Source organism: Streptomyces sp. NPDC056948 (assembly GCF_042674225.1).
Classification (GTDB): Bacteria; Actinomycetota; Actinomycetes; order Streptomycetales; family Streptomycetaceae; genus Streptomyces; species Streptomyces purpurascens.
Genome location: NZ_JBHUQX010000087.1, coordinates 1 through 24,992, shown reverse-complemented (window position 1 = coordinate 24,992; position 24,992 = coordinate 1). Strand labels below are relative to the sequence as shown.

Here is a 24,992-nt window from a genome sequence, read left to right as displayed (position 1 = left end):
GCGCTGCACGGCCCCGGTGAGTCGTCGGCGGCCTGGCTGGAGCGCTATCCGCGCGGCTGAGCCGGGAGTACGGACGCCCTCCCGGCGTGGTGGGGTAAATCCTTAACGAGATGGCAACGGTGCCATCCGTTCTCTAAGTGAAGGCGGGCGCCGCTGTCTGCAGTACTCCAGGGGCAGTTCCGTCCAAAAGTGTCGAATCGCCCATCTCGCTGAGGGCGAGAGCGAGCGCTCCGAGGACCTCCGCACGGCCGCCGAGGGCACCCGGGAGAACCGACAACTGCCGTGCCGCGCTGGGGATCGCGTAGCGCCCGACGGACTCCCGGATCGGCCCGAGCACCAGCTCACCGGCCTCGGCGAGATCACCGCCGAGGACCACCCGGCTCGGGTTCAGCAGATTGCAGAGATTGGCCACTCCGCTGCCGATGTGACGGCCGACGTCGGCGACCACCCTGCGGCAGCCCGGGTCCCCCTCCCGCGCGAGCCGCACGACGCCTTCCATGGTCAAGTCGGTGCCGTGGCTGGACTGCAGGAGCGGGAGCACATAGCGCGCGGCCGCGAAGGTCTCCAGGCAGCCGCGGTTTCCGCAGCGGCAGACGGGGCCGGATTCATCGAGGGTGATATGCCCGATTTCCCCGGCGGTGCCGCCCGGGCCCCGGTAGATCTTCCCGTTGATCACCAGACCGGCGCCGACACCGCTGGCGACCTTGATGTACGCCAGGTCGCGCACCCCGCGACCGCTCCCCCAGACCATCTCGCCGAGGGCGCCGAGGTTGGCGTCGTTGTCCACGTGCACCGGCACGCCGAGCCGCCCCCGCAGCTCCTCGGCGGGCTTGGTGCCGGTCCAGCCGGGGAGGATGGCGGTCGAGCCGAGGGTCCCCGACTCGACGTCGATGGGGCCGGGCACGCCGAGACCGACCCCGGCGATCTTGGACCGGTCGACCCCGGTGGCCTCGATCAGCCGGCTGACCAGTTGTTCCGCCCGGTCGAAGCCCTGCGTCGAGGAGGCGTCCACGTCCAGTGGCTCGGACTCCTCGGCGAGCACCTGATGGGCGAGGTTCCCGACCGCGACGCGCAGGTGGGTGTGCCCGAAGTCGACCCCTATGACGATCCCGGCGTCCCCGCTCAGCGACACGCTGCGGGCCCGGCGCCCGCCCGCCGAGGTGGGTGTGACCTCGACGGTGCCGCCGTCCTTCAACTCCCGGACGATGTTGGAGACCGTCGCCGCGGACAGGCCTGTCGTCCGCGCGATCTCGGCCTGGGTGAGGGAGCCCGCCAGACGCACGGCTCGTACGACCCGCTCCAGGTTGGCTCGGTGCAGCGACGACTGCGACCCCGGAGTCTCCACGACGACCTCCTGCGCGCGGGGCCGCTTCGATGAGACCCCGTCCATGTCCAACTAGTGAACTCTAAGCTGAGCTGTTCGGGTCGCCTCCCGTCAAGAGGTTGAACCGTTTCCGGGTCCATGGACACACGCCTGTACGCCGCCCCCGCGGTCGGGAGCGGCGTGTACGCGAGCGAACGCGCAGGGTTATTTGAGCGCGCCGGCCGTCAGCCCCTGCACCACCTGCCGCTGGAAGACGATGTACGCGGCCAGCACCGGCAGCATCGCCATCACCAGGCCCGCGAAGAGACCCGACCAGTCGCCCTTGTAGCCCTGGCTGACCGCGAGCTGCACGAGGCCCTGGGTGAGGACGCGCTTGTCCGGGTCCGTGTTGAGGACCGTGGGAAGCATGTACTGGTTCCACTGGCCCAGGAAATTGAAGATGCCGACGCTGACCAGGCCCGGCTTGGCCATGGGCAGCATGATCTGGAAGAACGTACGGCTGTGGGAGGCGCCGTCGACGAAGGCCGCCTCCGCGATGGACGTCGGCAGGGTCCGGAAGAACGCCGTCAGGAAGAACACCGTGAAGGGCAGCGAGTAGGCGATGTAGACCAGGATCAGCCCGTGGATGGTGTTCAGCAGGCCCATGTTGTTCACGACGTAGAACAGCGGGACCAGCGCGAGCATGATCGGGAAGCTCATGCCGCCGATGAAGAGGAAGTAGATGAAGCGGTTGCCCGGGAAGTCGAAGCGGGCCAGGACGTAGGCGGCCATAGAGCCGAGCACGAGGGTTCCGACGAGCGAACCGCCCACCACCAGGACGGTGTTGAGGAAGTAGTCGCTCATATTGGCCTCGGTCCACGCCCGCGACCAGTTGTCGAAGTGCAGCGTGTCCGGCAGCGACCAGGGCGAGGAGAAGATGGACCGGTCGTCCTTGAAGGACGTCATCACCGCCCACAGCAGCGGCATCGCCACCATGAACGCCCAGATGACGAGGACGCCGTGGGAGAAGACGTTGAGGACCGTGCCTTCCTTCTTCGCCTTCGGCGGCGGGCCCGGCGGGATGTCCTCCTTGGTGACGGGGGCGCCGGACTCGGCCGGCACGGGCGCGGGGGTCTGCGTCGTCTTCATCAGTACTCCAGCCGCTCGCGACGGCCCAGCCGCATCACCACGGCGGCGAAGGCCAGCGTGACGACGAGCAGGGCGACACCGATGGTGGTGGCGTAGGCGGCCTGCCCGTCACGGAACGCCTTCTGGTACACGTACAGGACCATGACGGTGGTCGAGTAGTCGGGGCCGCCCGGCCCGGTCGTCATGATCTGCACGACCGCGAAGGACTCGGCGCCCAGGGCGAGGATGCCCATGTAGACCCAGCCGGACTGCACGGTGTCCCACAGCAGCGGCAGGGTGACGCGGAAGAAGGTCGTGGCGCGGCCCGCCCCGTCCAGCAGGGCCGCCTCGTACATCTCCGCCGGGATGGAGGCCATGCCGGCGGAGAAGAGAACCACGAAGAAGCCGACCGTGGACCAGACGAGCACCGCCATCACGGCCCACAGCGCGAGATCGGGGTCGCCGAGCCACAGCGGCTGGACGTCGTCGAGCCCGATCCCGCGCAGGATCGAGTTGATCGCGCCGCTGTCCGGGTTGTACGCGAACGCGAACAGCAGCGCGACGATGGCGATGGACAGCACCTGCGGAAAGAAATAGACGATCTTGTAGAACGAGGAGCCCCGGACGCCGGTGACCACCGGTCCGTTCCTCCTCTTCCGTCCGCCGACATTGATCATGAAGGCGAAGAACAGCGCCAGGCTGATCGTCACGACCGGCAGCAGAAGCGCGAACAGCAGACTGTGCTGCAACGACTTCCAGAAGATCTCGTCGTCGAGCAGCCGGCTGTAGTTGTCGAAGCCGACCATCTTGAATTCGGGGCTCAGGCCGGTCCAGTCCGTGAACGAGTAATAGATGGACTGGATGAACGGCCAGACCACGAAGAGCGCGTACAGGCCGAGGGGCAACGCGAGGAAGCCCACGATGAACCGGTACTTGCCGTGCTGCATCGCCACTCCGGTGCCGTTGCGGGAAACGAGTTTCCGGTGCCGTCACTAACGATTTTCCGGTGCCGTTACTGGTGCTTGTAGTGCTTGATCGAATCGTCCTTGGCGGCCTCGTCGGCGAAGCCCTGGATCTTCTTGATGGCCTCGGCCGGGGTGAGACGGCCGGCCATCATCTCGCCCAGGCCGGACACACCGATCTTCTCCTTCTGCAACTGCACGTACCAGTCCTGGAGACGGGGATTCACCACGTTGTCGCCGGCCTTCTCCAGGGCCGCGACGCCCGACTTCAGACCCGGGGTGAGGGCGATGCCGTCGGTGCCGCCGTTGTACGCGGTCAGCGACTTCACCTTGCTCGTGAAGTTCTTCGAGGACGCCTCACTGAGCATGATGCGCAGCTGCTCCATGCCGCCCTCGGCGTTCTTCGCCTTGGACGGGACGATGAAGGGCTCGCCGCCGGAGGCCCAGATGGTGCCGAAGGGCAGCTTGTCGGAGGAGTCGATTCCGGTGGGCGCGGAGACGGAGAGGGCGAAGTCCTTCGGGATGACGTTGGCCGACTCGTTCTCCACCCAGGAGCCGTTCGGGATGAACAGCGCCTTGCCCTGGGCCCAGGCGGTCTGCGACTGGATGTGGTCCAGGCCGGGGGTGCCCTTGAGGACGTAGCCCTTCTTGAAGAGCTCGTAGTAGGCCTCGAAGCATGCCTTGACGGCCGGGTGCTTCCAGGCGTTCGGCTCCAGGTTGTCGATGGCGTCGAGGACCTCGACGCCGCCGACCTTGCCGATCATGGGGTAGAGCGAGAACGGCAGGTAGTACGGGTACTTGCCCGCGTACGTCCAGCCCGCCATGCCCTTCTTCTTGGCCTTCTCGCAGACCGCGAGCATCTGGTCCCAGGTCTCGGGGTACTGCTCGTCGAGCGAGTCCAGGGCCTTCTGCGAGTACCAGACGCCGTACACCGTGTAGGCGTAGTAGAAGATCCAGACCTTCTCGCCGTCGAACTGGCCCATCTCGACGATGCCGGGGCGCAGCGTGTCCCGGACCTTCTTGGCCGGGTCGTCGATGGAGGGCGCGTCCAGCAGCGGGGTGAGGTCGGTGAGCTGGTCCTTGCCGACCAGGACGCCCATGTCCATCTGCTCGGCGCCGGAGTTGTCGATGAGGTCCGGCGGGGTGCCCTGGTTGAAGCGGGGCTGGAGCGTGGACTGGATCTTCTGGGTGGCGGAGAACTTCACCTTCACCTTGGGGAAGTTCTTCTCGTAGACCTTCACCGCGTCCTCGGCGTACTCCTTGCCGAAGCCGCCGTCGAACAGGACGAATTCCATGCCCGCGGTGTCATTGACACCGAGCGGGTTCTTCGCGGTCTTCTTGCCGGCCTTGGCCTTGTCGCCGCTGTCGTCGCCGCCGCTGCTGGCGCAGGCGGACAGGAAACTCATCGTCGGTACGGAGATCAGCCCGAGCGCGGCGGACCTCTTGATCAGATCACGGCGGCCGACACCCTCGGTGCCGTGGTTCTCGGCGGAAGTGGATCCCATGCTCAAGTCCTCGCCTTCTCCAGGACTCAGGCGGTGAACCGGATCCTCCCCGGCACCGCGATCGGGTCAAGCTGGGTCGTGCAGGAAAGTGCGGGTGGTGACGTGCGGATGGTGTGAAGCGCCCGACAGGTATAGTCCACTTCCCGCCAGCGGATCAAGATCGAACACAAGGTTGGCCGTGGGTCTTATCCGAGTTGAGACCTCACGGAAAGTCGAGCGGTCCGTGTGCTCCTCGACGGAAATATCCCGGTCGCCGCCCCTGAATGCCACAACCAACACCCTTGACACTCCCCACCACTTGGGCAACTACTGGTCCTTGCGCCTCGAAGCTGACAACGTTGTCCACTGCGCAGGGAGGGTACCCGTTGATGCAACGGAAAGCTCGGCACAGATGGGGTTCGGCGGTCGTGTCGGCGACCGCCTTCACTTTGGCCCTGAGCTCACAGGGCGTTGCGGTCGCACTGCCCCAGGCCCCCGAGACCCCCGACCGGAGGTTCGCTTCCTCCTTCGAGTCGGACGACCCGGTTCCGGACTGGCTGAACACCGTCGACACCGCACCCGACGGCGGCAAACGGGCCTCGGGGGTCGACGGCGGCTACAGCAGCGGCATACCGGGCAATGTCACCGACCATGTCACCGACGTCCGGGCCAGTGACGAGAACACGGGCGGGGGCGAGGTGAAGGAGAACCTCGTCGACGGCGAGCCGAGCACCAAGTGGCTCACCTTCGAGCCCACCGGCTGGGCCGAGTTCGACCTGGACAAACCGGTAAAACTGGTGCGTTACGCACTGACGTCGGCCAACGACCACGACGAGCGCGACCCGAAGGACTGGACCCTGAAGGGCTCCGCCGACGGCAAGGACTGGAAGACCCTCGACACCCGCTCCGGCGAGTCCTTCTCCGAGCGGTTCCAGACGAAGACGTACGACCTGGCGGAATCCGCCCCGGCCGAGTACCGGCACTTCCGGCTCGACATCACCGGCAACAACGGCGGCGACATCCTCCAGCTCGCCGACCTCCAGCTCTCCACGGGCGGCGGCGAAGGGCCCGTCCCGCAGGACATGCTCTCCCTCGTCGACCGCGGCCCGAGCGGCTCCCCCACCGCCAAGGCGGGCGCCGGGTTCACCGGGAAACGGGCCCTGCGTTACGCCGGCCGGCACACCGCCGACGGGCGGGCCTACTCGTACAACAAGGTCTTCGACGTGAACGTGGCCGTCGGCCGGAACACGCGGCTGGCCTACCGGATCTTCCCGTCGATGGCGGACGGCGACCTCGACTACGACGCCACCAACGTCTCCGTCGACCTCGCCTTCACCGACGGCACCCACCTGAGCGAGCTGCGCGCCACCGACCAGCACGGCTTCCCGCTGACCCCGCGGGGGCAGGGCGCGGCGAAGATCCTCTACGTCAACCAGTGGAACGACGTGGCCTCGCGGATCGGGTCGGTGGCGGCCGGCAAGACCGTGGACCGGATCCTGGTGGCGTACGACTCCCCAAAGGGCCCGGCGAAGTTCCGGGGCTGGCTGGACGACGTGACCCTCGAGTCCGCCGCTCCCGAGCGCCCGAAGGCGCATCTGTCCGACTACGCGGTGACGACCCGCGGCACCAACTCCAGCGGCGGCTTCTCGCGGGGCAACAACTTCCCGGCGACGGCGGTGCCGCACGGCTTCAACTTCTGGACGCCGGTGACCAACGCGGGCTCGCTGAGCTGGCTGTACGACTACGCACGCGCGAACAACGCGGACAACCTGCCGACGATCCAGGCGTTCAGCGCGAGCCACGAGCCGAGCCCCTGGATGGGCGACCGGCAGACCTTCCAGGTGATGCCGTCCCTCGCCACCGGCACTCCTGACCTCGGCCGGGAGGCCCGGGAGCTGGCCTTCCGGCACGAGAACGAGACCGCGCGGCCCTACTACTACGGGGTGCGGTTCGAGAACGGGCTGAAGGCCGAGATGGCGCCGACCGACCACGCGGCGGCCCTGCGCTTCACCTACCCCGGCGACGACGCGAGCGTCCTCTTCGACAACGTCACCGACCAGGCGGGCCTGACCCTGGACAAGGAGAACGGGGTCGTCACCGGCTACTCGGACGTGAAGTCCGGTCTTTCGACGGGCGCGACCCGGCTGTTCGTCTACGGCGCGTTCGACAAGCCGGTGACCGAGGGCTCGTCGTCCGGAGTGAAGGGCCACCTGCGCTTCGAGGCCGACGACCGCACCGTCACCCTGCGCCTGGCGACCTCGCTCATCAGCGTCGACCAGGCCAAGGACAACCTCCGCCAGGAGATCCCCGAAGGCACGTCCTTCGAGGCCGTCAAGAAGAGCGCCCAGCGGCAGTGGGACCGGCTGCTCGGCAAGGTCGAGGTCGAGGGCGCGACACCCGACCAGCGCACCACGCTGTACTCCAGCCTCTACCGGCTGTACCTGTACCCGAACTCCGGTTTCGAGAAGGTCGGCGGGAAGCACCGGTACGCCTCGCCCTTCTCCCCGATGCCGAACCCGGACACCCCGACCCACACCGGCGCGAAGATCGTCGACGGCAAGGTGTACGTCAACAACGGCTTCTGGGACACCTACCGGACGACCTGGCCGGCGTACTCGTTCCTGACTCCGTCGCGGGCCGGTGAGCTGGTCGACGGCTTCGTGCAGCAGTACAAGGACGGCGGCTGGACCTCGCGCTGGTCCTCCCCCGGCTACGCGGACCTCATGACGGGCACGTCCTCGGACGTGGCGTTCGCGGACGCGTACGTCAAGGGCGTCGACTTCGACGCGAAGGCGGCCTACGACGCGGCCGTGAAGAACGCGACGGTCGTCCCCCCGAACCCGGGCGTCGGCCGCAAGGGCATGACCACCTCCCCCTTCCTCGGCTACACCAGCACCGAGACGCACGAGGGCCTGTCCTGGGCACTGGAGGGCTACCTCAACGACTACGGCATCTCCCGCATGGGCCGAAAGCTCTACGAGGAGACCGGCGAGCGGCGCTACAAGGAGGAGTCGGAGTACTTCCTGAACCGCGCCCGGGACTATGTGAACCTCTTCGACACGAAGGCCGGCTTCTTCCAGGGCAAGGACGCCAAGGGCGACTGGCGGGTCGAGTCCTCGAAGTACGACCCGCGCGTCTGGGGCCACGACTACACCGAGACCAACGGCTACGGCTATGCGTTCACCGCACCGCAGGACGGCCGGGGCCTGGCCAACCTGTACGGCGGCCGGAAGGGGCTGGGAGACAAGCTCGACACCTACTTCTCCACGCCCGAGACGGCCTCCCCGGAGTTCGTCGGCTCCTACGGCGGTGTCATCCACGAGATGACGGAGGCGCGGGACGTGCGGATGGGCATGTACGGGCACTCCAACCAGGTCGCCCACCACGCGATCTACATGTACGACGCGGCCGGGCAGCCCTGGAAGGCGCAGGAGAAGGTCCGCGAGGTGCTGTCGCGCCTGTACACGGGCAGCGAGATCGGCCAGGGCTACCACGGCGACGAGGACAACGGCGAGCAGTCGGCCTGGTACCTGTTCTCCGCGCTCGGCTTCTACCCGCTGGTGATGGGCAGCGGCGAGTACGCGATCGGCTCACCGCTGTTCACGAAGGCGACCGTGCGTCTGGAGAACGGGCGCGAGCTGGTGGTGAAGGCGCCGCGGAACAGCGCGAAGAACGTGTATGTGCAGGGGCTGAAGGTCAACGGCCGGACCTGGACCAAGACCTCCCTGCCGCACTCGGTGGTCGCCGAGGGCGGTGTCCTGGAGTTCGACATGGGCCCGCGGCCGTCGACCTGGGGCACGGGCAAGCACGCCGCGCCCGTGTCGATCACCCGGGACGACAAGGTGCCGACGCCCCGCGCGGACGTGCTGAAGGGCGAGGGTGCCCTGTTCGACGACACGTCGGCGACGGACGCGGCGGCGACCTCGGTGGATCTGCCGGTCCCCGAGCGTGCCGAGGCGGTCCAGTACACGCTGACGTCGTCGTCGGACCGGGCGAAGGCGCCGACCGGCTGGACGCTCCAGGGCTCCTCCGACGGCACGACCTGGCGGACGCTGGACAGGCGCTCCGACGAGTCCTTCGCATGGGACAGGCAGACACGCGCGTTCACGGTGAGGTCACCGGGTACGTACGAGAAGTACCGCCTGGTCCTCGACGGCGAGGGCACCCTGGCGGAGGTCGAACTGCTCTCCTGAGCAATCGAGTTGGGGGTCTCATGCCGCTTCCCGTGCCCGTCCTGCCCGAGGGTGTCGACCCGGCCTGGCTGCCGCCCGCCGCCTTCCGGGCGGTCGGCGGCCGGCGGACGCTGATCCGCGGATCGGGCCCGCTGGCGGAGACGGTGCACGGAGAGGTGGCGGAGGCCTGCCGGCGGTTCGGGGGCCGGGTCGCGCGCGACGCCGAGCCGGAGGGCGGCGCGTACGACCTGGTCCTCGACCTCGGCGTCCATGACCTCGGTGACGAGGACTTCACGGTCGCCCGGGAGAACGGCACGACGACCGTCACCGCCTCCGGCGGACGCGGGCTGCTGTACGGCCTGTTCCATGTCGTACGGCTCGGGGAAGCGGCGTTCACCGGTGAACGGACGCGGGAGACCCACCACCCCGCTCTGGCCCTGCGCATGCTCGACCACTGGGACAACGTCGCCGTGCACCCGGTCATGGGCCAGGTGGAACGCGGGTACGCGGGCGGTTCGCTGTTCTGGGAGGACGGGCGGGCGCGCGGGGACCTGGAGCGGGTGCGGGCGTACGGCAGGCTGCTGGCGGCGTGCGGGATCAACGCGGTCGCCGTCAACAACGTCAACGTGCACGAGACCGAGGCACATCTGCTGACCGACCGGATCGGCGAGGTCGCCGCGATCGCCGATGTGCTGCGGCCCTATGGGGTCAGCACACACCTGTCCGTGTCCTTCGCCGCGCCGGTGGTGCTCGGCGGGCTGCCCACGGCCGATCCGCTGGACGAAACCGTGCGCGACTGGTGGGCCGAGGCCACGAGAGCGGTGTACGAGGCGATACCCGACTTCGGCGGGTACGTGGTGAAGGCCGACTCTGAGGGCCAGCCGGGGCCGTTCGCCTACGGCCGCAGCCATACCGACGGGGCGAACCTGCTGGCCGCCGCGCTGGAACCCTACGGCGGCACCGTGCACTGGAGGGCGTTCGTCTACGACCACTGCCAGGACTGGCGGGACCGGAGGACGGACCGGGCCCGGGCCGCGTACGACCACTTCTTGCCGCTGGACGGGGAGTTCGCGGCCAACGCCGTGCTCCAGGTGAAGCACGGGCCGATCGACTTCCAGGTGCGCGAGCCGGTCTCGCCGCTGATCGGGGCGATGCCGGGCACCCGGCTGGCGGTGGAGCTGCAGGTCACCCAGGAGTACACCGGGCAGCAGCGGCACGTCTGCTGGCTGGGGCCGATGTGGAGCGAGGTGCTGCGGTTCCGGCACGAGCCGGAGTCGTCCGTGGGGGAACTGGCGCGGGGCGGGCTGATCGCCGTGTCCAACGCCGGCGACGACCCGTTCTGGACCGGGCATCCCCTCGCCCAGGCGAACCTCTACGCCTTCGGGCGGCTGGCCTGGCAGCCGGACGCCGAGCCGGGCGAGGTGCTCGACGAGTGGATCGGGCTCACCTTCGGGCCGGGGCCGGAGGCGGGGCTGCACGCCGTGCTCGACGGCTCGTGGCGGACGTACGAGAAGTACACCGCTCCCCTCGGTGTGGGCTTCATGGTGCAGCCGGGGCACCACTACGGGCCGAGCGTGGACGGATACGAGTACAGCCCGTGGGGGACCTACCACTTCGCCGACCGGGACGGCATCGGCGTCGACCGCAGCGTGGCGACCGGCACCGGATACGCCGGGCAGTACGCCAAGCCGTGGGCCGAGCTGTACGAGTCTCCGGACACCTGCCCCGACGAACTGCTGCTGTTCTTCCACCACGTGTCGTACGGGCACACCCTGCACAGCGGCAAGACGGTGATACAGCACATCTACGACACGCACTTCGAGGGCGTGGAGGAGGTCGAGGAGGCCCGGGAGGTGTGGGCCTCGCTGGCCGGGCTGGTGGATCCGGTGCGCCACGCGCGGGTGGCGGAGCGGTACGAGGAGCAGCTCCGCGGCGCCCGCGAGTGGCGCGACCAGATCAACAGCTATTTCTTCCGCAAGTCCGGGGTGCCGGACGAGCGGGGGCGGCGGATCTACTGAAGGATCGCCACGCCCAAGGGATCGAGGACCAGGGGTTCGCCCTGGTCCACCCGCTTGCCGGTGAGCAGGTCGGTGGCGGTGGTGTGGGCGGTCAGACGGGCCGGTTCGGGAGCGTGGTTGAGGAGGAAGAGCAGGCGGGTGCCGTCGGGGGCGACACGGGTGGCCGTCTCGACCGCCGAGTGGCCGGCGTAGGGGCCCAGCAGGTCGTGGCGGGTCAGGATCCGGCGGACGATGTCGTCGACGCCCGGCTGGTCGAGGGCGGTGGCGACGTACCAGCCCTCGCCGTCGCCGTAGGGGTGCCGGGTGACCGCGGGGGTGCCCGCGTAGAAGTCGGTGCCGTAGGTGGCTACCGGTTCGGCGCCGCGCGGGAGCACGATCTCGAAGACGAGTCGCGCCTCTGCCCCCAGCTCCGGGATGGTCTGGGCGAACTCCGGTGCTCGGGCGTCCCATTCGTCGACGCGGACGCCCATGAGGGGGGCGAGCGGGCCGGGGACGTCGGTGAGGAAGGCGCGGTCGTGCTCGTCGACGCGGCCGGAGAGGAAGGTGGTCAGGACCGTGCCGCCGCGTGCGGCCACGGCTTCGAGGCGGGTGGCGAGGTCGCCCTTGACCATGTGCAGGGCGGGCGCGAGCACCACGTCGTAGGGCGTGAGGTCGGCGGTCTGCGGGATGACGTCCACGTCGGCGCCGGCCTCGCGGGCGGCCCTGTAGTAGGCGTGGACCACGTCCGGGTACTTGACCAGCCGGGACGGGCCGTCGGAGATCTCCAGGGCCCACCAGCTGTCCCAGTCGAAGAGCAGGGCGGTGCGGGCCGGGGTGCGGGCGCCCAGTGTCCGGTCGCCCAGGGCCTCCAACTCCCGCCCGAGTTCGGCGACTTCGCGGAAGACGCGGGTGTCGTCGCGGCCCGCGTGGCCGATGACCGCCCCGTGGTACTTCTCGCAGGCGCCCCGTGAGGCGCGCATCTGGAAGTAGAGGGCGGCGTCCGCGCCGTGGGCGACGGCCTGGAAGGTGGCGAGACGGAGCTCGCCGGGCCGCCGGAGCGGGTTGACGTCACGGCAGGCGGTGGTGGACGGCGTGTGCTCCATCAGCCAGAAGGGGGCGCCGTCCTTCAGGCCGCGCATCAGGTCGTGGGCGAGGGCGGGCCGGGTCGGCGGGGCGTCGAGGGGCGGGTAGCTGTCCCAGGAGGCGAAGTCGAGGTGGGGCGCCCAGCGGTGGTAGTCGAGGGGGCGAAAGGTGCCCATGAAGTTGGTGGTGACGGGCGTGTCGGGGTCGTGGGCGCGGATCACCTCCTTCTCGGCCAGGAAGCAGCCGAGGAGGGCGTCGGTGGTGAAGCGGAAGTAGTCGAGGGTGATGCCCTGGAACGCGGTGTGGTCGGGGCCGCGCCAGTGCTCGGTGAGGGCGTTCGGCGGCTCGATCTGATCCCAGTCGGTGTAGCGGTGCGACCAGAAGGTGGTCCACCAGGCGTCGTTGAGGGCGTCGAGGGTGCCGTGCCGGTCCCGGAGCCACTCCCGGAACGCCTCGGCGCACAGGTCGCAGTAGCAGACGCCGCCGTACTCGTTGTTGATGTGCCAGGCGAGCAGGGCCGGGTGGTGCGCGTACCGTTCGGCGAGGCGCGAGGCCACCGCGGTGGCGTGCTCGCGGTACGCCGGTGAGCTGGGGCAGAAGTTGTGGCGCTGGCCGTAGCGGTGGCGGCGGCCCTCGAAATCGGTGCGGTTGACCTCGGGGTGCCGCTTGGCGAGCCAGGGCGGGAGGGCGGCGGTGCCGGTGGCCAGGCAGACCTGGCGGCCCTCGGCCGCGGCCCGGTCCAGGACGCGGTCCAGGACGGTGAAGTCGTAGCTGTCCGGCGCCGGCTGGGTGAGGGACCAGGTGAAGACGCCGACGGTGAGCGTGTCGATGCCGGCCCGGGTGAACAGGCGGTGGTCGTCGTCCCAGACGTCCTCGGGCCACTGCTCGGGGTTGTAGTCGCCGCCGTACGGGATCTTCGGGGTGCGGGGCGCGGTCATGCCGTGAACTCCTCCTGGGTCTCGGTGATCACCGTGCGGCTGCCGTGCAGCAGGGACAGCAGCAGCGGGGCGGCCAGCAGGGCGGGCAGGGCCTCGGTCAGCAGGGCGGTCAGCGCGGCCGTCAGGATCAGCAGGGAGGCGGCGGCGAGGGTGGCGCGGCCGTGCCGGAACAGGAAGTACCCGGCGAGGCGGGCGGTGTCCCGGGCGCGGAAGGCGAAGAGCGAGGTGAGGACGAGGGCGTGCGCGCCCCAGAGGAGAGCCAAGGCGCCGATCGCCGCGAGCAGCAGCGCCCACCAGCCGGGCAGGCCGGTGGCGGAGAAGTGGGTGAGGGTGAAGGCGATGACCGTCAGCCAGGCCAGCAGGGGCGTCCACAGCTTCAGCGCCGGTACGGCGTTGAGCCGCCAGCCGCGCAGGAAGGCGCGGGCCGGACGCAGTTCGGTGAGGTCGCGGCTGCGGTGGTGGAGGGCGTACAGGGCGGCGGACAGGGCCGGTCCGAGGGGCAGCAGGCACAGGGCCGCGAGCGGGAGGTTGGCGGGGTCGGGGCCGAGCAGGAGCAGGCCTGCCAGGCCCGGGGAGGCGGTGAGGAGCAGCAGCGCCTCGACGGTCAGGACGGTGTGGATCAGGGCGGAGGCGCGGGAGAGGGCGCCGGCGCCGAAGTCGGAGGTGCGTACGGTGCTCATGCCGTCACCTCCCGGCCGAGGGCACGGACCAGGTCCGCCCACTCCTGGTGGGAGCGGGGCGGCGTGACGTTGCCGCGCCACCAGAACACGGTCTGCTCGCCCGAGGCCAACTCGCCGGGCATGAAGCCGAGTTCCAGGAAGGGGCGGATGCCGAGGCCGAGGTAGGTGTCGAGGACCTGGTCGACGTGGGTGAAGGAGTGCCGGACGTGCCGGCGGCCCTGCCACTCGTAAGGCCGGTGCACCGCCATGCCGTCGCTGAGCAGCCCGTGGCCCCGGATGTAGCGGAAGCCGATGTCGCGCTGGAGGACCTTCAGCGACTCCTGGTAGTCGCTGCGCAGGGCGAGGTCGAGGCGGCCGGTGCCGACGCACTGCCGCCAGGCGTCGGTCAGCCGGCCGCCCGGCGAGCCGGGGACGCGGATCACCCGTTCTCCTTCTTGAACCGCTCGTACGCCTTGTTGTGCAGGTCGACGAGCTGCTGCATGTTCTTGCCCTTCAGCTCGGCGAGGTGGGCGTCCCACTGGGACAGCGGGCGCTTGCCGAGGACGAACTGGAGGGTGTTCTGGATGGCGGTGTCCTTGAGCGGGGTGTCCCAGAGGGTCGCCTGTTCCTGCTCGAAGGACTGGAGGGGATGGGCCGGGTCGACGGGGAGCTCCTTGCGCTGGGACATGACGTCCTGGAACTTCTTCTCGTCCGGGCTGAAGTTGGAGGACACCAGCTCCCAGCTGCCGCCGTAGGTGAAGACGCCGTTGAAGAAGCCGTAGTCCTTCTGGAGGTCTTTCGGCGCGTCCGGGTCGGAGCCCATCAGCGAGATCCCGGGCTTCAGCGTGTAGGTGCCGCCGGACTCGGTGTAAGTGACGCCCTCCACGCCCCACTTGCAGAACTTCTGGCCCTCGTCGGAGTACCAGAGCCAGTCCACGAACTGCATCATCGCGACGAAGGTGTCGCTCTTGAGGGCCTTGCTGGAGATCATGACGCCGTTCTCCAGCCGGATGCCGCTCAGCAGGATCGGCCCCGCCGGGCCCAGCGGCACCGGGATCATCTCGATCTTCGAGCCCTTGACCTGCTTGTTCAGGTTGTAGCGGTAGTTCTGCACCAGCTCCTGCGGATTGGCGCTGATCACATAGGACTTCTCTGCCAGCAGCTTCTGCACGGCCTGGTCGTCCTGCTGGGTGAAGCTCTCCGGGTCGAGCAGCTTCTCGGAGACGATTCTGCGCAGGTACTCGATCATGTCCCGGTACGCGTCCTGGGCGGCGGTGAAGACGAACTTCTGCGCCTTGGTGTCGAAGCTGATGTTGTCGTACGTCCAGCCCGCCTTCACCCCGTAGGCCTGGCCGAGGTACTGGAACAACGCCCCGCACGGGAAGGGGGTGTTGGTGCTCCAGCGGTCGGTCCATGGGTATTTGTCGGGGTACTCCGCCTTGAGTGCCTTGAGGACGTCGTACACCTCGTCCCAGGTCGTGGGCAGAGTGAGTCCGTGCTTGTCGAGGATGTCGGTGCGGAAGGACAGCGAGTAGCCGGACTTGGGCCTCTCGTGCAGGCCGGGCAGCAGGTAGTACTTGCCGTCGGACTGGCGGATGGAGTCGAGTTCGGGTTCGAGACTCCATTTCTTCACCTTGTCCCGGAAGTTGGGCATCAGGTCGACGTACTCGCTGACCGGGAGGATCGCCCCCGAGGACACGAAGGCGACCTCGCCGGGGTGGTACGTCTTCGGGATGATGAAGGGGGCGTCGCCCGAGCCGATGAGGACGCTGCGCTTCTTCTCGTAGTCGGCCAGCGGGACGTCGAGGGGCTTGATGGTGATCCCGGTGCGCTTGGTGACCTCCTTCCAGAACAGCCAGCTCTTCTTGAGGGGGTAGACCGGGTTGTCGTTGTGCAGCATCGAGAAGGACAACGCCTTGGCGGCCTTGAACTGCTGGCCGGCCCGGTAGTCCTTCATCGCGCCGTTCTGCTTCTTGGTCAGGTCCTTGGAGTCGCCGCCGTCGTCGCCGCTGCCGCAGCCGGTGAGGGTGGCGAGGCCGATGAAGCCTGCGGCGGCCAGGATCTGACGCCGCGACAGCTCTCCTGCGTTCTTCACGGGGGCTCCCTTGGTGCGTAGGTGAGGTGAGGGGGTGTCAGCCCTTGACCGCGCCGAGCATCACGCCCGAGACGAAGAAGCGCTGGACGAACGGGTACACGCAGATGATCGGTAGCGCGGTGAGCACGATGGTGACCGCCTGGATGCTCGCGCCGACCTGGCTGAGCTCCGCGGTGGTGGCACCGGCGTTCCCGCCGCCGGTGGCGCCCGCGATGAGGTTGCGCAGATAGACGGTGACCGGCATCAGGTCGGAGTGGTCCATGTACAGGAACGCGCTGAACCAGGAGTTCCAGAAGGACACCGTGTAGAAGAGCACCATGGTCGCGACGACCGCCTTGGACAGCGGCAGCACGATCCTGAGCAGGGTGCCGTAGGTGCTCAGTCCGTCGATCTGCGCGGCCTCCTCCAGTTCGGTCGGCAGGCTCTCGAAGAAGGCCTTCATCACCAGCAGGTTGAAGACGCTGATCGCGTTGGGCAGCGCGATCGCCCAGACGCTGTTCTTCAGGCCGAGGCTGGTGACCAGGACGTAGTTGGGGATCAGACCGCCGGTGAAGAACATCGTGAACACGGCGATGCCGACGAGCACCCCGCGCCCCTTGAGGTGCTTCTTCGACAGGACGTAGGCGTAACAGGTCGTCAGAACCATGGCGACGGCGGTGGCGACGACGGTGTAGAGCACGGTGTTGCCGTAGTTCCGCCAGAACATCGAGTCCTGGAACACGATCTTGTACGTGGTGAGGTTGAACCCCTCGGGCCACAGGGTCACTTCACCGGCCCGGATCTGCCGCTCCCCGCTGAAGGACCGCGCGACGATGTTGACGAAGGGGTACAGGGTCACGACCACGACGAGGGTGAGGATCACCCCGTTGACACCCTGGAAGACCCGGTAGGAACGGCTCGGCTTCACCACAGGCTGGTCCCCACTGTGCGGCGCGAGAGCGTGTTGGCGGAGGTGATCAGGACCAGGCCGATGATCGCCTCGAACAGCCCGATGGCGGCGGCGTAGCTGAAGCTGTTGGATTCAACGCCCGCCCGGTAGACGTACGTAGAGATCACGTCGGCCGTCGGATAGGTCAGCGGGTTGTACAGCAGCAGGACCTTCTCGAAGCCGACGGCCATGAAGGTGCCCACATTGAGGATCAGCAGCGTGATCATGGTGGGGCGGATGCCGGGCAGGGTGACGTGCCAGATCTGCTGCCAGCGGTTGGCGCCGTCGATCCGCGCGGCCTCGTACAGGTCCTCGTCGATGGTGGTGAGCGCGGCGAGGTAGAGGATCGTGCCCCAGCCGGCGGTCTGCCAGATCTCCGAGCCGACGTAGATCGTGCGGAACCAGTCGGGTTCCTGGATGAAGCGGATCTCGTCGTGCCCGAACCAGCCGAGGGCGTGGTTGACCGGGCCGTCGGTGGCGAGCATCTGCATGGTCAGACCCGCGACGATCACGATCGACAGGAAGTGCGGGAGGTACGACACCGACTGCACGAACCGCTTCAGGGAGCGTCGGCGCACCTCGTTCAGCAGCAGGGCGAGGACGATCGGGATCGGGAAGCAGAACACCAGCGTGAGCCCGCCGAGCCACAGGGTGTTGCGGAACACCTGCCAGAACGTCGGGTCGCTGAGGAACATGCGCACATAGCGCAGGCCCACCCAGTCCTCGCCGAACATCGAACCGCCGGGCTCGAAGCGCCGGAAGGCGATCACGTTGCCGATCATCGGCAGATAGCGGAAGACCAGGAAGAACAGCAGCGGCAGGATCGCCAGCGAGTACAACTGCCAGTCGCGGCGCAGCGCCCGCCGCCAGCCGGTCCGGGCGGAGCCCCGCTTGCCGCGTCGGGGTGCGGCCCGTGCCGGAGGCGGGTCCTGGGTGCCCGGCGGGGCCGATGTGGTGGACGTGCTCATTGCTCGGGCCTCCCATGGGCAAGGGACGCGGAACCGAAACTTTCGAGCTCTTACCGGTAACTTCGCGGCAACTTAAGGGCAGCAGAAAGCGCTGTCAATGGGTGCAGCGGCAGTCAGGCGGGGCGTCTGAGCCGCGTTGGAATCCCGTCGAACCTGGGTAGACCCCAGGGACCAACGCCCGTCGTCCATCGCAAGTTTCTGGATGACCACCGACTCCTGCGAGGTGCCGCCGTGCCCGCGTTCGACCTGCCGCTGACGGAACTGGAGCGCCATCGCCCGGAGTTGGAGGAGCCCGCCGACTTCGACGCGTTCTGGATGAGCACGCTGAAGGAGGCCGGGCAGGCGGATCCGCTGGTGTCGGTGCGGCCGGTGGAGACGGGGCTTCGGCTGACGCGGACCTGGGACGTGACGTTCCGGGGATTCGCGGGCGACCCGGTGCGGGCGTGGTTCAGCCGTCCCGCCGGGGTCGACGAACCTCTGCCCGCCGTGGTCGAGTTCGCCGGGTACGGGCGCGGGCGCGGGCTTCCGCATGAGCGTCTGACGTGGGTGAACGCCGGGTACGCGCATCTGCTCATGGACAACCGCGGCCAGGGCGACCAGTACGGGTGCGGCGGACAGACCCCGGATCCGCACGCCGGGGCGCCGGGCGGGCCCGGTCCGGCCGCACGCGGACTGCGCACACCCGAGGACTATCACTACCGGCGCCTGATCACCGACGCGGTGCGGGCGGTCTCGGCGGTACGGGAGCTGCCCGGCGTGGACGCCAGTCGGATCGTCGCGGCCGGCAACAGTCAGGGAGGTGGGGTGGCGTTGGCTGTCGCCGGGCTCGTTCCCGATGTGGCGGCGTTGCTGGTCTCGGCTCCCTTGCTGTGCGGGATCCGGCGGGCCCTCGACCTCACGGATGCGGGGCCGTACGGGGAGATCGCCGCGTATCTGTCCGTCCATCGGGGCGCCGAGCGAGCGGCGTATCGCACGCTGTCCTATGTGGAGGGCATCTCCTTCGCCCGCCGGGCCTCGGCCGCCGCCCACTTCGGCGTGGGGTTGCGGGACACGGTGTGTCCTCCGAGCGGGGCGTACGGGGCGTTCAATGTCTACGGGGAGTCGGCGGGGGCGGACCCGGTGAAGGAGATCCACGCGTATCCGTTCAACGGGCATGAGGGTGGGGATGCGGTGCATGTGCGGCGTCAACTGGGGTGGGTGGCGGGGGTGGTCGGGGGTGCGGCGTAGGAGTGCCGGTTCGGTGTCTCCCTGGCTGAGGAGGCGTTGGTAGCCTCGGGGACATGGCTGCTGCCCCAGGAGCGACGTGAGGTATCCGAGCATCCAGCAGTTGCAGCTGTTCCTGCTCCTCTCCGAGGAGTTGCACTTCGGGCGGGCGGCGCGGCGGGCCTTCATGGCGCAGCCGACGTTCTCGCGGCACATCACCGCTCTGGAGGAGCGGTTGGGTGTCGCCGTGGTGGACCGGACGACGCGCAGGGTCGCGTTGAGCGCGGCGGGTGAGGCGCTCCTGGGGCGGGCCCGGGCCGTGGTGGAGGCGGCCGAGGAGCTGCGCCGCGAGGCGGAGACCCGGGCCAACGCGGCCGCGGGCCGGATCGTGATCGGCTCGCTGGAGGCGATCACCTCGATGGACCCGATCCCGGCCGTCCTGGAGGAACTGCGGGAGAACTTCCCGCAGGTGGAGGTCGACGTCGTACGCATGGGCTTCGACGCCGGCCCGGCCATCCTGCGGGGCGAGGTCGACGCGGCGTTCCTGTTTCTGCCCGTGCCCGACGGCGTCCAGACCCTGGCACTGGCCGGCGGGCCGCGCTGCGTGGCCATGGCCGACGGTCACCCTCTTTCCGCCCGGGACGCGCTGACCCTCGCGGACCTCGCCGACCAGCCCCGCATCGGCTGGTCGGAGCAGGTCCCGAAGGTGTTCCGGGACTTCTGGTCCGCCGGCCCGCTGCCGGACGGCACCCCGGTGCGGTTCAGCCCGCACGCCATCGTCGACTACGAGAGCGCCCTGCCGCTGATCGCCATGGGGCAGGGGATCCAGCTACCGCCGGACACGACCCGCTGGCTCTACCCGCGCCGCGGTGTGTCGTACGTCGACGTCACCGATCTCGAACCCTGGACGGCCGCGCTGGGCTGGCTGCCGAGCCGCCGGGACGAGCCGCTCGTCGCGGCCCTGCGGCAGGCGGCCCAGCGCGTCCTGCGCCGGGGCCAGGCCGTGTAACGAAAGTGGATCTTGGGGCATGGATGATCGAGATTCATGGTGCGGGGCGATCTCACTGATGAACGGTGGGCGATGTCGGAGCCGTTGATGCCGAAGGGGGGGCGAGGGCGGGCCATTCGCGGTCACGCGGGACCTGAGCGTCGACTCCACGTCGATCGTGGTGACGGCGGGGCAGCGTGGTGACTCGCCGCAGTTCGAACCCGTCTTGGAGACCGTCCGCCCGAGCGAGTGCGGGATCAATCGCCTCAAGCGTCACCGGGCTGTGGCCATCGCTATGACAAGCAGCGGCCACAGGAGTCCTACGCGACCCTGACCACGTACTTGCCCTGGACGCCGCCCGCCTCCAGCGCCCGGTGGGCCGCCGCGGTCTCCTCCAGGGGGAAGACCGTGTCCACCGCGGGGCTCAGCTTGCCCTCGACCACATGGCGGGCGAGGTCGTCGAAGTGCGCCCGCTTGGGGTCGCCGCTGAAGAAACGCACCCGGCCGTGTCCGTGGACCGTGCTGGCAGCGAGGTAGCCGAGCGTCGCAGCGGGCCGTTTCAGGTCTAAGGCGATGGTGACCATGCGCCCGCCGGGATTCAGCAGGCCGCGGAAGGCCCGCAGTTCGGTCCCCGCGGTGTCCAGGACCACGTCGAAGCGGTCCAGTTCCGCCGACCGCACGATCCGGTGGTCGACGGCCTCGTGCGCGCCGAGCCCGCGGACGAAGTCGAGGTTGGCCGCACGGGCGAGGGCCGTGACCTCGGCGCCGTACGCCCGTCCGAGCTGGACGGCGGCGTTGCCGACGCCGCCCGCCGCGCCCCGGACGAGGAGTCGTTCGCCGGGGCGCAGCCCGGCTTTGTCCCGCAGGGCGGTGACGGCCGTGGTGGCCACCGGCAGCGCGGCGGCGTCCACCAGATCCAGTCCGTCGGGGACCCGGCCGATCCGCTCGGCAGGCACGGTCACGTACTCGGCGGCGCTGCCGAACCCGGAGGTGCGGCCCAAGACCCCCCATACGCGGTCGCCGTCCACGAGCCGTGCGACTCCGGCACCCAGTGCGGCGACCTCGCCGGTGAAGTCCAAGCCGACACGCTGGGGGAATTTCCGGCCGGTCAAGAGGCGGACGCGGCCGGCACGGGCTGCCAGTTCCCCGCCGTTGACGCTGAACGCGTGCACCTTCACCAGCACCTCGCCGGCTGCCGGCTCGGGGCGTGGCACGCGGCCCAGGTACAGCACATCGGGGCCGCCGTAGCGGTCGTAGAGCACTGCCTTCATCATGCCGTCGCTCATCGTTCTGCCTTTGCCGCCGGTGGTCGTGGAGGGAACTGACACCGACGGTAGGCTCCTAAGTGGACGCGATCGTCCGTTTGGACCCTAAGCGAGAGGCAGTGATGGTGGAATCCTCTCGGATCGCGGCCCAGGACGGGCTGCGGGCCGACGCCCGGCGCAACCGGGAGCGCGTCCTCGCCGCCGCCCGTGCGGTCTTCGCGGAGCACGGGATCGACGCCCCGATGGCGACCGTGGCGCGTCGGGCCGGAGTCGGCGTGGCGACGCTGTACCGGCATTTCCCGACCCGGGACGCCCTGGTGCGGGGCGCGTTCGCACAGCAGATGGACACCTGTGTGCGGGCGCTCACCGAGGCTCTGGCCGCCCCTGACCCGTGGCAGGGATTCCAGCAGCTGATCGAGACGGTCTGCGCTCTGCAACGGGAGGAACGCGGGTTCCCGGCCGCGTTCGTCGCGGCCTTCCCGGAAAGCACGTCGGAACACGCGCAGTCCCGGCAACGAGCCGAGCGGGACTTCACCACCCTGGTACGCAGGGCTCAGGCGTCGGGCGCTCTGCGGGCCGATTTTCACCCTTCCGACCTCGCCGTGGTCATGTTGGCACACTGCGGTTTGGTGACCGCCCTACCGGGTGACGGTGCGGCCTCCCGGCGCCTGGTGGCCTACCTGCTCCAGTCGTTCCGCGCCGACACGGCCAACGAGCCGCTGCCTCCGCCGACCGCGCTGTCACTGCGCAGTCTCCCGATCGCGGCTGACAGTCCCCAGCGGCAGCGGACCCCCAGAGCCTGACCTGACACGGCACCTGCCGCGGGGCGCGTCCAGTCCAGTCCGACAACCCCACTTTCGCAACAGGCCCTGGCGGCCAGCAGAAGGCCCCTGACTGGCACTCCGGGTGCGACAACCGTTTACAACCGCGCCCCTCGGCGCTAACTTCCGCAACAAGCGGGGTGGGAGCGCTCCCATAACGGTGGACCGGAACCCGCCCTGAAGTCGCTCCCACCCCGCGCATCCGCACACGCATCCCCACACACGCATCCGCAGGCCCGTATCCCAAGGAACGGATGATGCTGTCATGATCCTGACAAAGAGGTCGGGAAGACTCCCGATGCCCCGATTAACGGTCCCCACCCGGGCCAGGTCCCTCTTCCTCGTCCTGCTCTCCCTGCTCGTCACGGTCCCGGCCCTCGGTCTGGTCATGACGGCCGGCGGTGAGGCGGAGGCCCACGGCACGCCCATGAAGCCCGGCAGCCGTACCTTCCTGTGCTGGCAGGACGGTCTGACCGACACCGGTGAGATCAAGCCGGTCAACCCGGCCTGCCGGAATGCCCAGCAGGTCAGCGGCACCACGCCGTTCTACAACTGGTTCTCGGTGCTCCGCTCGGACGGCGCCGGCCGCACCCGGGGCTTCGTACCGGACGGCGAGCTGTGCAGCGGCGGCAACACCAACTTCACCGGGTTCAACACGCCCAGCAAGGACTGGCCGCTCACGCATCTCACCTCGGGCGCGACGGTCGACTTCTCGTACAACGCCTGGGCGGCGCACCCGGGTTGGTTCTACGTCTACATCACCAAGGACGGCTTCGACCCGGCCAAGACGCTCACCTGGAACGACATGGAGGAACGGCCGTTCCTGAGCGTCGACCACCCGCCGCTGAACGGCTCCCCTGGCACGGTCGAGGCCAACTACTCCTGGACCGGCAAGCTCCCCGCCGGCAAGGACGGCCGCCACATCATCTACATGGTCTGGCAGCGCTCCGACAGCCAGGAGACCTTCTACTCCTGCTCCGACATCGTCTTCGACGGCGGCAACGGCGAGGTGACCGGCATCAAGGAGCCGGGCAACCCGTCCGAGCCGGTGCCCGGCACGTGCACGGCCACCCGCAGGACGACCGGTAGCTGGAACGGCGGCTACCAGTCCGAGGTGACCGTCACCAACACCGGCACCGTCCCGATGCTCGGCTGGATGGTCGACTGGAACCTCCCGGCCGGCCACAAGATCGAGAGCTTGTGGAGCGGCAACGCGACCTACAACGGCCAGTCGGTGATGGTCCACAACGCCGGCTGGAACGGCTCCCTCGCCCCGGGCAGGAGCACGACCTTCGGCTACACCGCCACCGCTCCAGGCGGTGACAGTACGACGAGCCTGCCCTGCCGGGTGGGCTGAACCATCGCTCGGGGCGGGCCCGGTGACCGGTGCGCCTCGGTCGCCGGGCCCGTCACCGGGTGACGGCACCCGCCGCCCGGGTCACGCGTGGTCGGCCGTGGCCAGGAGGCGGTGCAGGGCGGCCCGGCCCGGCGGGCCCCACGTGGGCTTGCCGCCCGGGCGGCCGTGGTCTCCCGCGTCTCCGATGATCATGCAGACGAGGGCGCGCGCGACCGCCCAGCCCCGGGCGCGGCGCCGGGTCGCGGGGTCCGCGGCCGGGCGGTAGAGCTCGTAGAAGCGGTCGGCGGCACCGTCCGGCAGCAGGTTCCAGGCGGCGGCGAGATCGCAGGCGGGGTCGCCGGCGCAGAGGTCGCCGAAGTCGATCACACCGCAGAAGGTGCCGTCGGCAGTGAGGACGTTGGCCGCGTGCAGGTCGGCGTGGAGCCAGACCGCCGGGCCCGTCCAGGCGGGCGCGGCGAGGGCGTCGTCCAGGATCGCGCGGACCGGCTCCGGGTCCGCGAGCAGGCCCAGCTCCGTGGCCGTGGCGACCTGCTGGGCGAGCCCCTCGGCATAGTCGGACAACGGCCCGCCGCGGCCCCGGCCCGCGGGCGCGTCCTCGGGGGCGGGGCGGTGCAGAGCCGTCAGGAAGGCGGCCAGGGCCTCGGCCGATTCCGCGGCGCGGGTGACGGGGGCGCGGTCGGCGGGAGCGCCCTGCACCCAGGTGGTGACGATCCAGGTATGCGGAAAGCGGTCGGAGGGCTCACCGAGGCGCTGCGGGACCGGAACCTCCAGGGGCAGCAGCGGGGCGAGTACGGGGAGCCAGGTGTGCTCCTTGCGCAGCAGCACGTCCGTGGGGCCCGTCGCCCAGGGCAGCCGCACGGCCAGGTCGTCACCGAGGCGCCAGAGCTGGTTGTCCCAGCCGCGCGCGCCGAGTCGCAGGGGGCGATCGGCCAGGTCGGGGTGCTGGTCGCGCAGCAGTTCCCGAATCAGTTCCGGCGTGATCTCGATCTCGGTGTGGGTCATGCGGGGCAACGCTAGCCGGGCGGCGGCACGACGGGGTACGCGTGGCCGGAAATCGCGAGGTGTGCCGACCGGGCCGGACCGCCTGCCCCATATGTCGCAGTTATCCAGGTGTGCGATTCTGTTGTGTGGGTGCCCTGCCGCTCAGTCGCGGCGTGGATCCGCCGTGTCGTCGTCGCCTGAGTTCCGGGGACTCCCACCTGCCGGTGGCTGCGGCACGGACGGGAGGTGGATGCGGACATGCCCCATTACGGCGATGCCCGGGCCGCGGTCCCCGGTCTTCGGGCGCCGGGGAACGGGGGCACCGGTCCGCCTCGTCCCGCGCCGGAGCTCGCCGCGCGGGAGCGGGTCCTGGCGTTCGCCGGGGTGGCACTGGCGGCGGTGTACGTACGGAGCGAGGACGGTACGGAGCTCCGCTCGGTGGAATCGGCCGGCGCCGGGCCGGAGCGGTACGGGTTGCCGGGGCGTGTGGCGGTTTCGGAGGGCTCGCGTGGGGTGGGGGGTGGTGGTGGTTCGCCGGTGGCGGGGGGTGGGGAGAGCGGGGCCGGGGGTGGCAGGTCGCCGGTGGCCGGGAGACCGGAGACCGGGGCCGGGGCCGGGGCCGGGGGAGGGCGTTGAAGAACTACAGAGGCCGCGAGTGAG

Annotated in this window: 17 protein-coding genes and 1 pseudogene; 6 read left to right on the top strand and 12 right to left on the bottom strand. The window is 69.5% G+C overall.

Annotated features, from left to right (window positions below):
* Positions 1–133: 133 nt before the first annotated feature.
* From ACFTZL_RS14085 to ngcE, 4 genes are all read right to left on the bottom strand, one after another.
* Positions 134–1,345: an ROK family transcriptional regulator gene (locus ACFTZL_RS14085; protein ID WP_382581380.1), complete on the bottom strand. Its 1,212-nt coding sequence runs from the start codon at positions 1,343–1,345 to the stop codon at positions 134–136.
* Between the two features lie 183 nt (positions 1,346–1,528).
* Positions 1,529–2,452 carry a carbohydrate ABC transporter permease gene (locus ACFTZL_RS14080; protein ID WP_382581378.1) on the bottom strand — a complete coding sequence of 308 codons (924 nt, stop codon included), beginning with the start codon at positions 2,450–2,452 and terminating at the stop codon, positions 1,529–1,531.
* Positions 2,452–3,378, bottom strand: a complete 927-nt coding sequence (locus tag ACFTZL_RS14075; RefSeq protein WP_382495966.1) for a carbohydrate ABC transporter permease — start codon at positions 3,376–3,378, stop codon at positions 2,452–2,454. The genes ACFTZL_RS14080 and ACFTZL_RS14075 overlap by 1 nt, the downstream gene beginning before the upstream one ends.
* Before the next feature lie 65 nt (positions 3,379–3,443).
* Entirely contained in the window at positions 3,444–4,898 is a 1,455-nt protein-coding gene (ngcE, locus tag ACFTZL_RS14070; RefSeq protein WP_382581376.1) for an N-acetylglucosamine/diacetylchitobiose ABC transporter substrate-binding protein, read from the bottom strand.
* Between the two features lie 368 nt (positions 4,899–5,266).
* On the opposite strand from ngcE, the gene ACFTZL_RS14065 reads away from it, so the two are divergent.
* On the top strand, positions 5,267–9,070 hold the full coding sequence (locus ACFTZL_RS14065) for a GH92 family glycosyl hydrolase (protein WP_382581374.1): 3,804 nt from the start codon (positions 5,267–5,269) through the stop codon (positions 9,068–9,070).
* Positions 9,071–9,090: 20 nt separating this feature from the next.
* On the top strand, positions 9,091–11,067 hold the full coding sequence (locus ACFTZL_RS14060; protein WP_382581372.1) for an alpha-glucuronidase: 1,977 nt from the start codon (positions 9,091–9,093) through the stop codon (positions 11,065–11,067).
* On the opposite strand, the gene ACFTZL_RS14055 is transcribed toward ACFTZL_RS14060, so the two are convergent.
* From ACFTZL_RS14055 to ACFTZL_RS14030, 6 genes and pseudogenes are all read right to left on the bottom strand, one after another.
* Positions 11,061–13,067 carry a beta-galactosidase gene (locus tag ACFTZL_RS14055; protein ID WP_382581371.1) on the bottom strand — a complete coding sequence of 669 codons (2,007 nt, stop codon included), beginning with the start codon at positions 13,065–13,067 and terminating at the stop codon, positions 11,061–11,063. The genes ACFTZL_RS14060 and ACFTZL_RS14055 overlap by 7 nt on opposite strands.
* Positions 13,064–13,747: a hypothetical protein gene (locus ACFTZL_RS14050; protein ID WP_382581369.1), complete on the bottom strand. Its 684-nt coding sequence runs from the start codon at positions 13,745–13,747 to the stop codon at positions 13,064–13,066. Before ACFTZL_RS14050 ends, ACFTZL_RS14055 begins: the two co-directional genes overlap by 4 nt.
* 17 nt (positions 13,748–13,764) lie before the next feature.
* A pseudogene (locus tag ACFTZL_RS14045) lies at positions 13,765–14,169 on the bottom strand (xylan 1,4-beta-xylosidase); the annotation flags it as partial.
* Positions 14,166–15,821 carry an extracellular solute-binding protein gene (locus ACFTZL_RS14040; protein WP_382581367.1) on the bottom strand — a complete coding sequence of 552 codons (1,656 nt, stop codon included), beginning with the start codon at positions 15,819–15,821 and terminating at the stop codon, positions 14,166–14,168. The pseudogene ACFTZL_RS14045 and the gene ACFTZL_RS14040, both read right to left, overlap by 4 nt.
* A 37-nt stretch (positions 15,822–15,858) precedes the next feature.
* Positions 15,859–16,731, bottom strand: coding sequence for a carbohydrate ABC transporter permease (locus ACFTZL_RS14035; protein WP_382581366.1), 873 nt, complete (start codon positions 16,729–16,731; stop codon positions 15,859–15,861).
* Positions 16,725–17,717: an ABC transporter permease gene (locus ACFTZL_RS14030; RefSeq protein WP_382581364.1), complete on the bottom strand. Its 993-nt coding sequence runs from the start codon at positions 17,715–17,717 to the stop codon at positions 16,725–16,727. The genes ACFTZL_RS14035 and ACFTZL_RS14030 overlap by 7 nt, the downstream gene beginning before the upstream one ends.
* 231 nt (positions 17,718–17,948) lie before the next feature.
* Between ACFTZL_RS14030 and ACFTZL_RS14025 the strand changes: the two genes are divergently transcribed.
* Both ACFTZL_RS14025 and ACFTZL_RS14020 read left to right on the top strand, forming a co-directional pair.
* On the top strand, positions 17,949–18,944 hold the full coding sequence (locus ACFTZL_RS14025; RefSeq protein ID WP_382581363.1) for an acetylxylan esterase: 996 nt from the start codon (positions 17,949–17,951) through the stop codon (positions 18,942–18,944).
* Positions 18,945–19,020: 76 nt separating this feature from the next.
* Positions 19,021–19,929: a LysR family transcriptional regulator gene (locus ACFTZL_RS14020; protein ID WP_382581361.1), complete on the top strand. Its 909-nt coding sequence runs from the start codon at positions 19,021–19,023 to the stop codon at positions 19,927–19,929.
* A gap of 299 nt (positions 19,930–20,228) precedes the next feature.
* Here the strand turns inward: ACFTZL_RS14020 and ACFTZL_RS14015 are convergent, their stop codons facing one another.
* The gene (locus ACFTZL_RS14015) at positions 20,229–21,194 is read right to left on the bottom strand and encodes an NAD(P)-dependent alcohol dehydrogenase (RefSeq protein ID WP_382581359.1); all 966 of its coding nucleotides are present in this window, start codon (positions 21,192–21,194) and stop codon (positions 20,229–20,231) included.
* A gap of 101 nt (positions 21,195–21,295) precedes the next feature.
* On the opposite strand from ACFTZL_RS14015, the gene ACFTZL_RS14010 reads away from it, so the two are divergent.
* Positions 21,296–21,976 (top strand): TetR/AcrR family transcriptional regulator, encoded by a 681-nt coding sequence (locus ACFTZL_RS14010; protein ID WP_382581357.1) that lies wholly within the window; start codon positions 21,296–21,298, stop codon positions 21,974–21,976.
* Between the two features lie 316 nt (positions 21,977–22,292).
* A complete protein-coding gene (locus ACFTZL_RS14005; protein WP_382581356.1) occupies positions 22,293–23,351 on the top strand; it encodes a lytic polysaccharide monooxygenase in 1,059 nt (352 codons plus the stop codon).
* An 81-nt stretch (positions 23,352–23,432) separates the two neighbouring features.
* Here ACFTZL_RS14005 and ACFTZL_RS14000 read toward each other — a convergent pair whose 3' ends face one another.
* A complete protein-coding gene (locus ACFTZL_RS14000) occupies positions 23,433–24,353 on the bottom strand; it encodes an aminoglycoside phosphotransferase family protein (protein ID WP_382581354.1) in 921 nt (306 codons plus the stop codon).
* Positions 24,354–24,992: the final 639 nt, after the last annotated feature.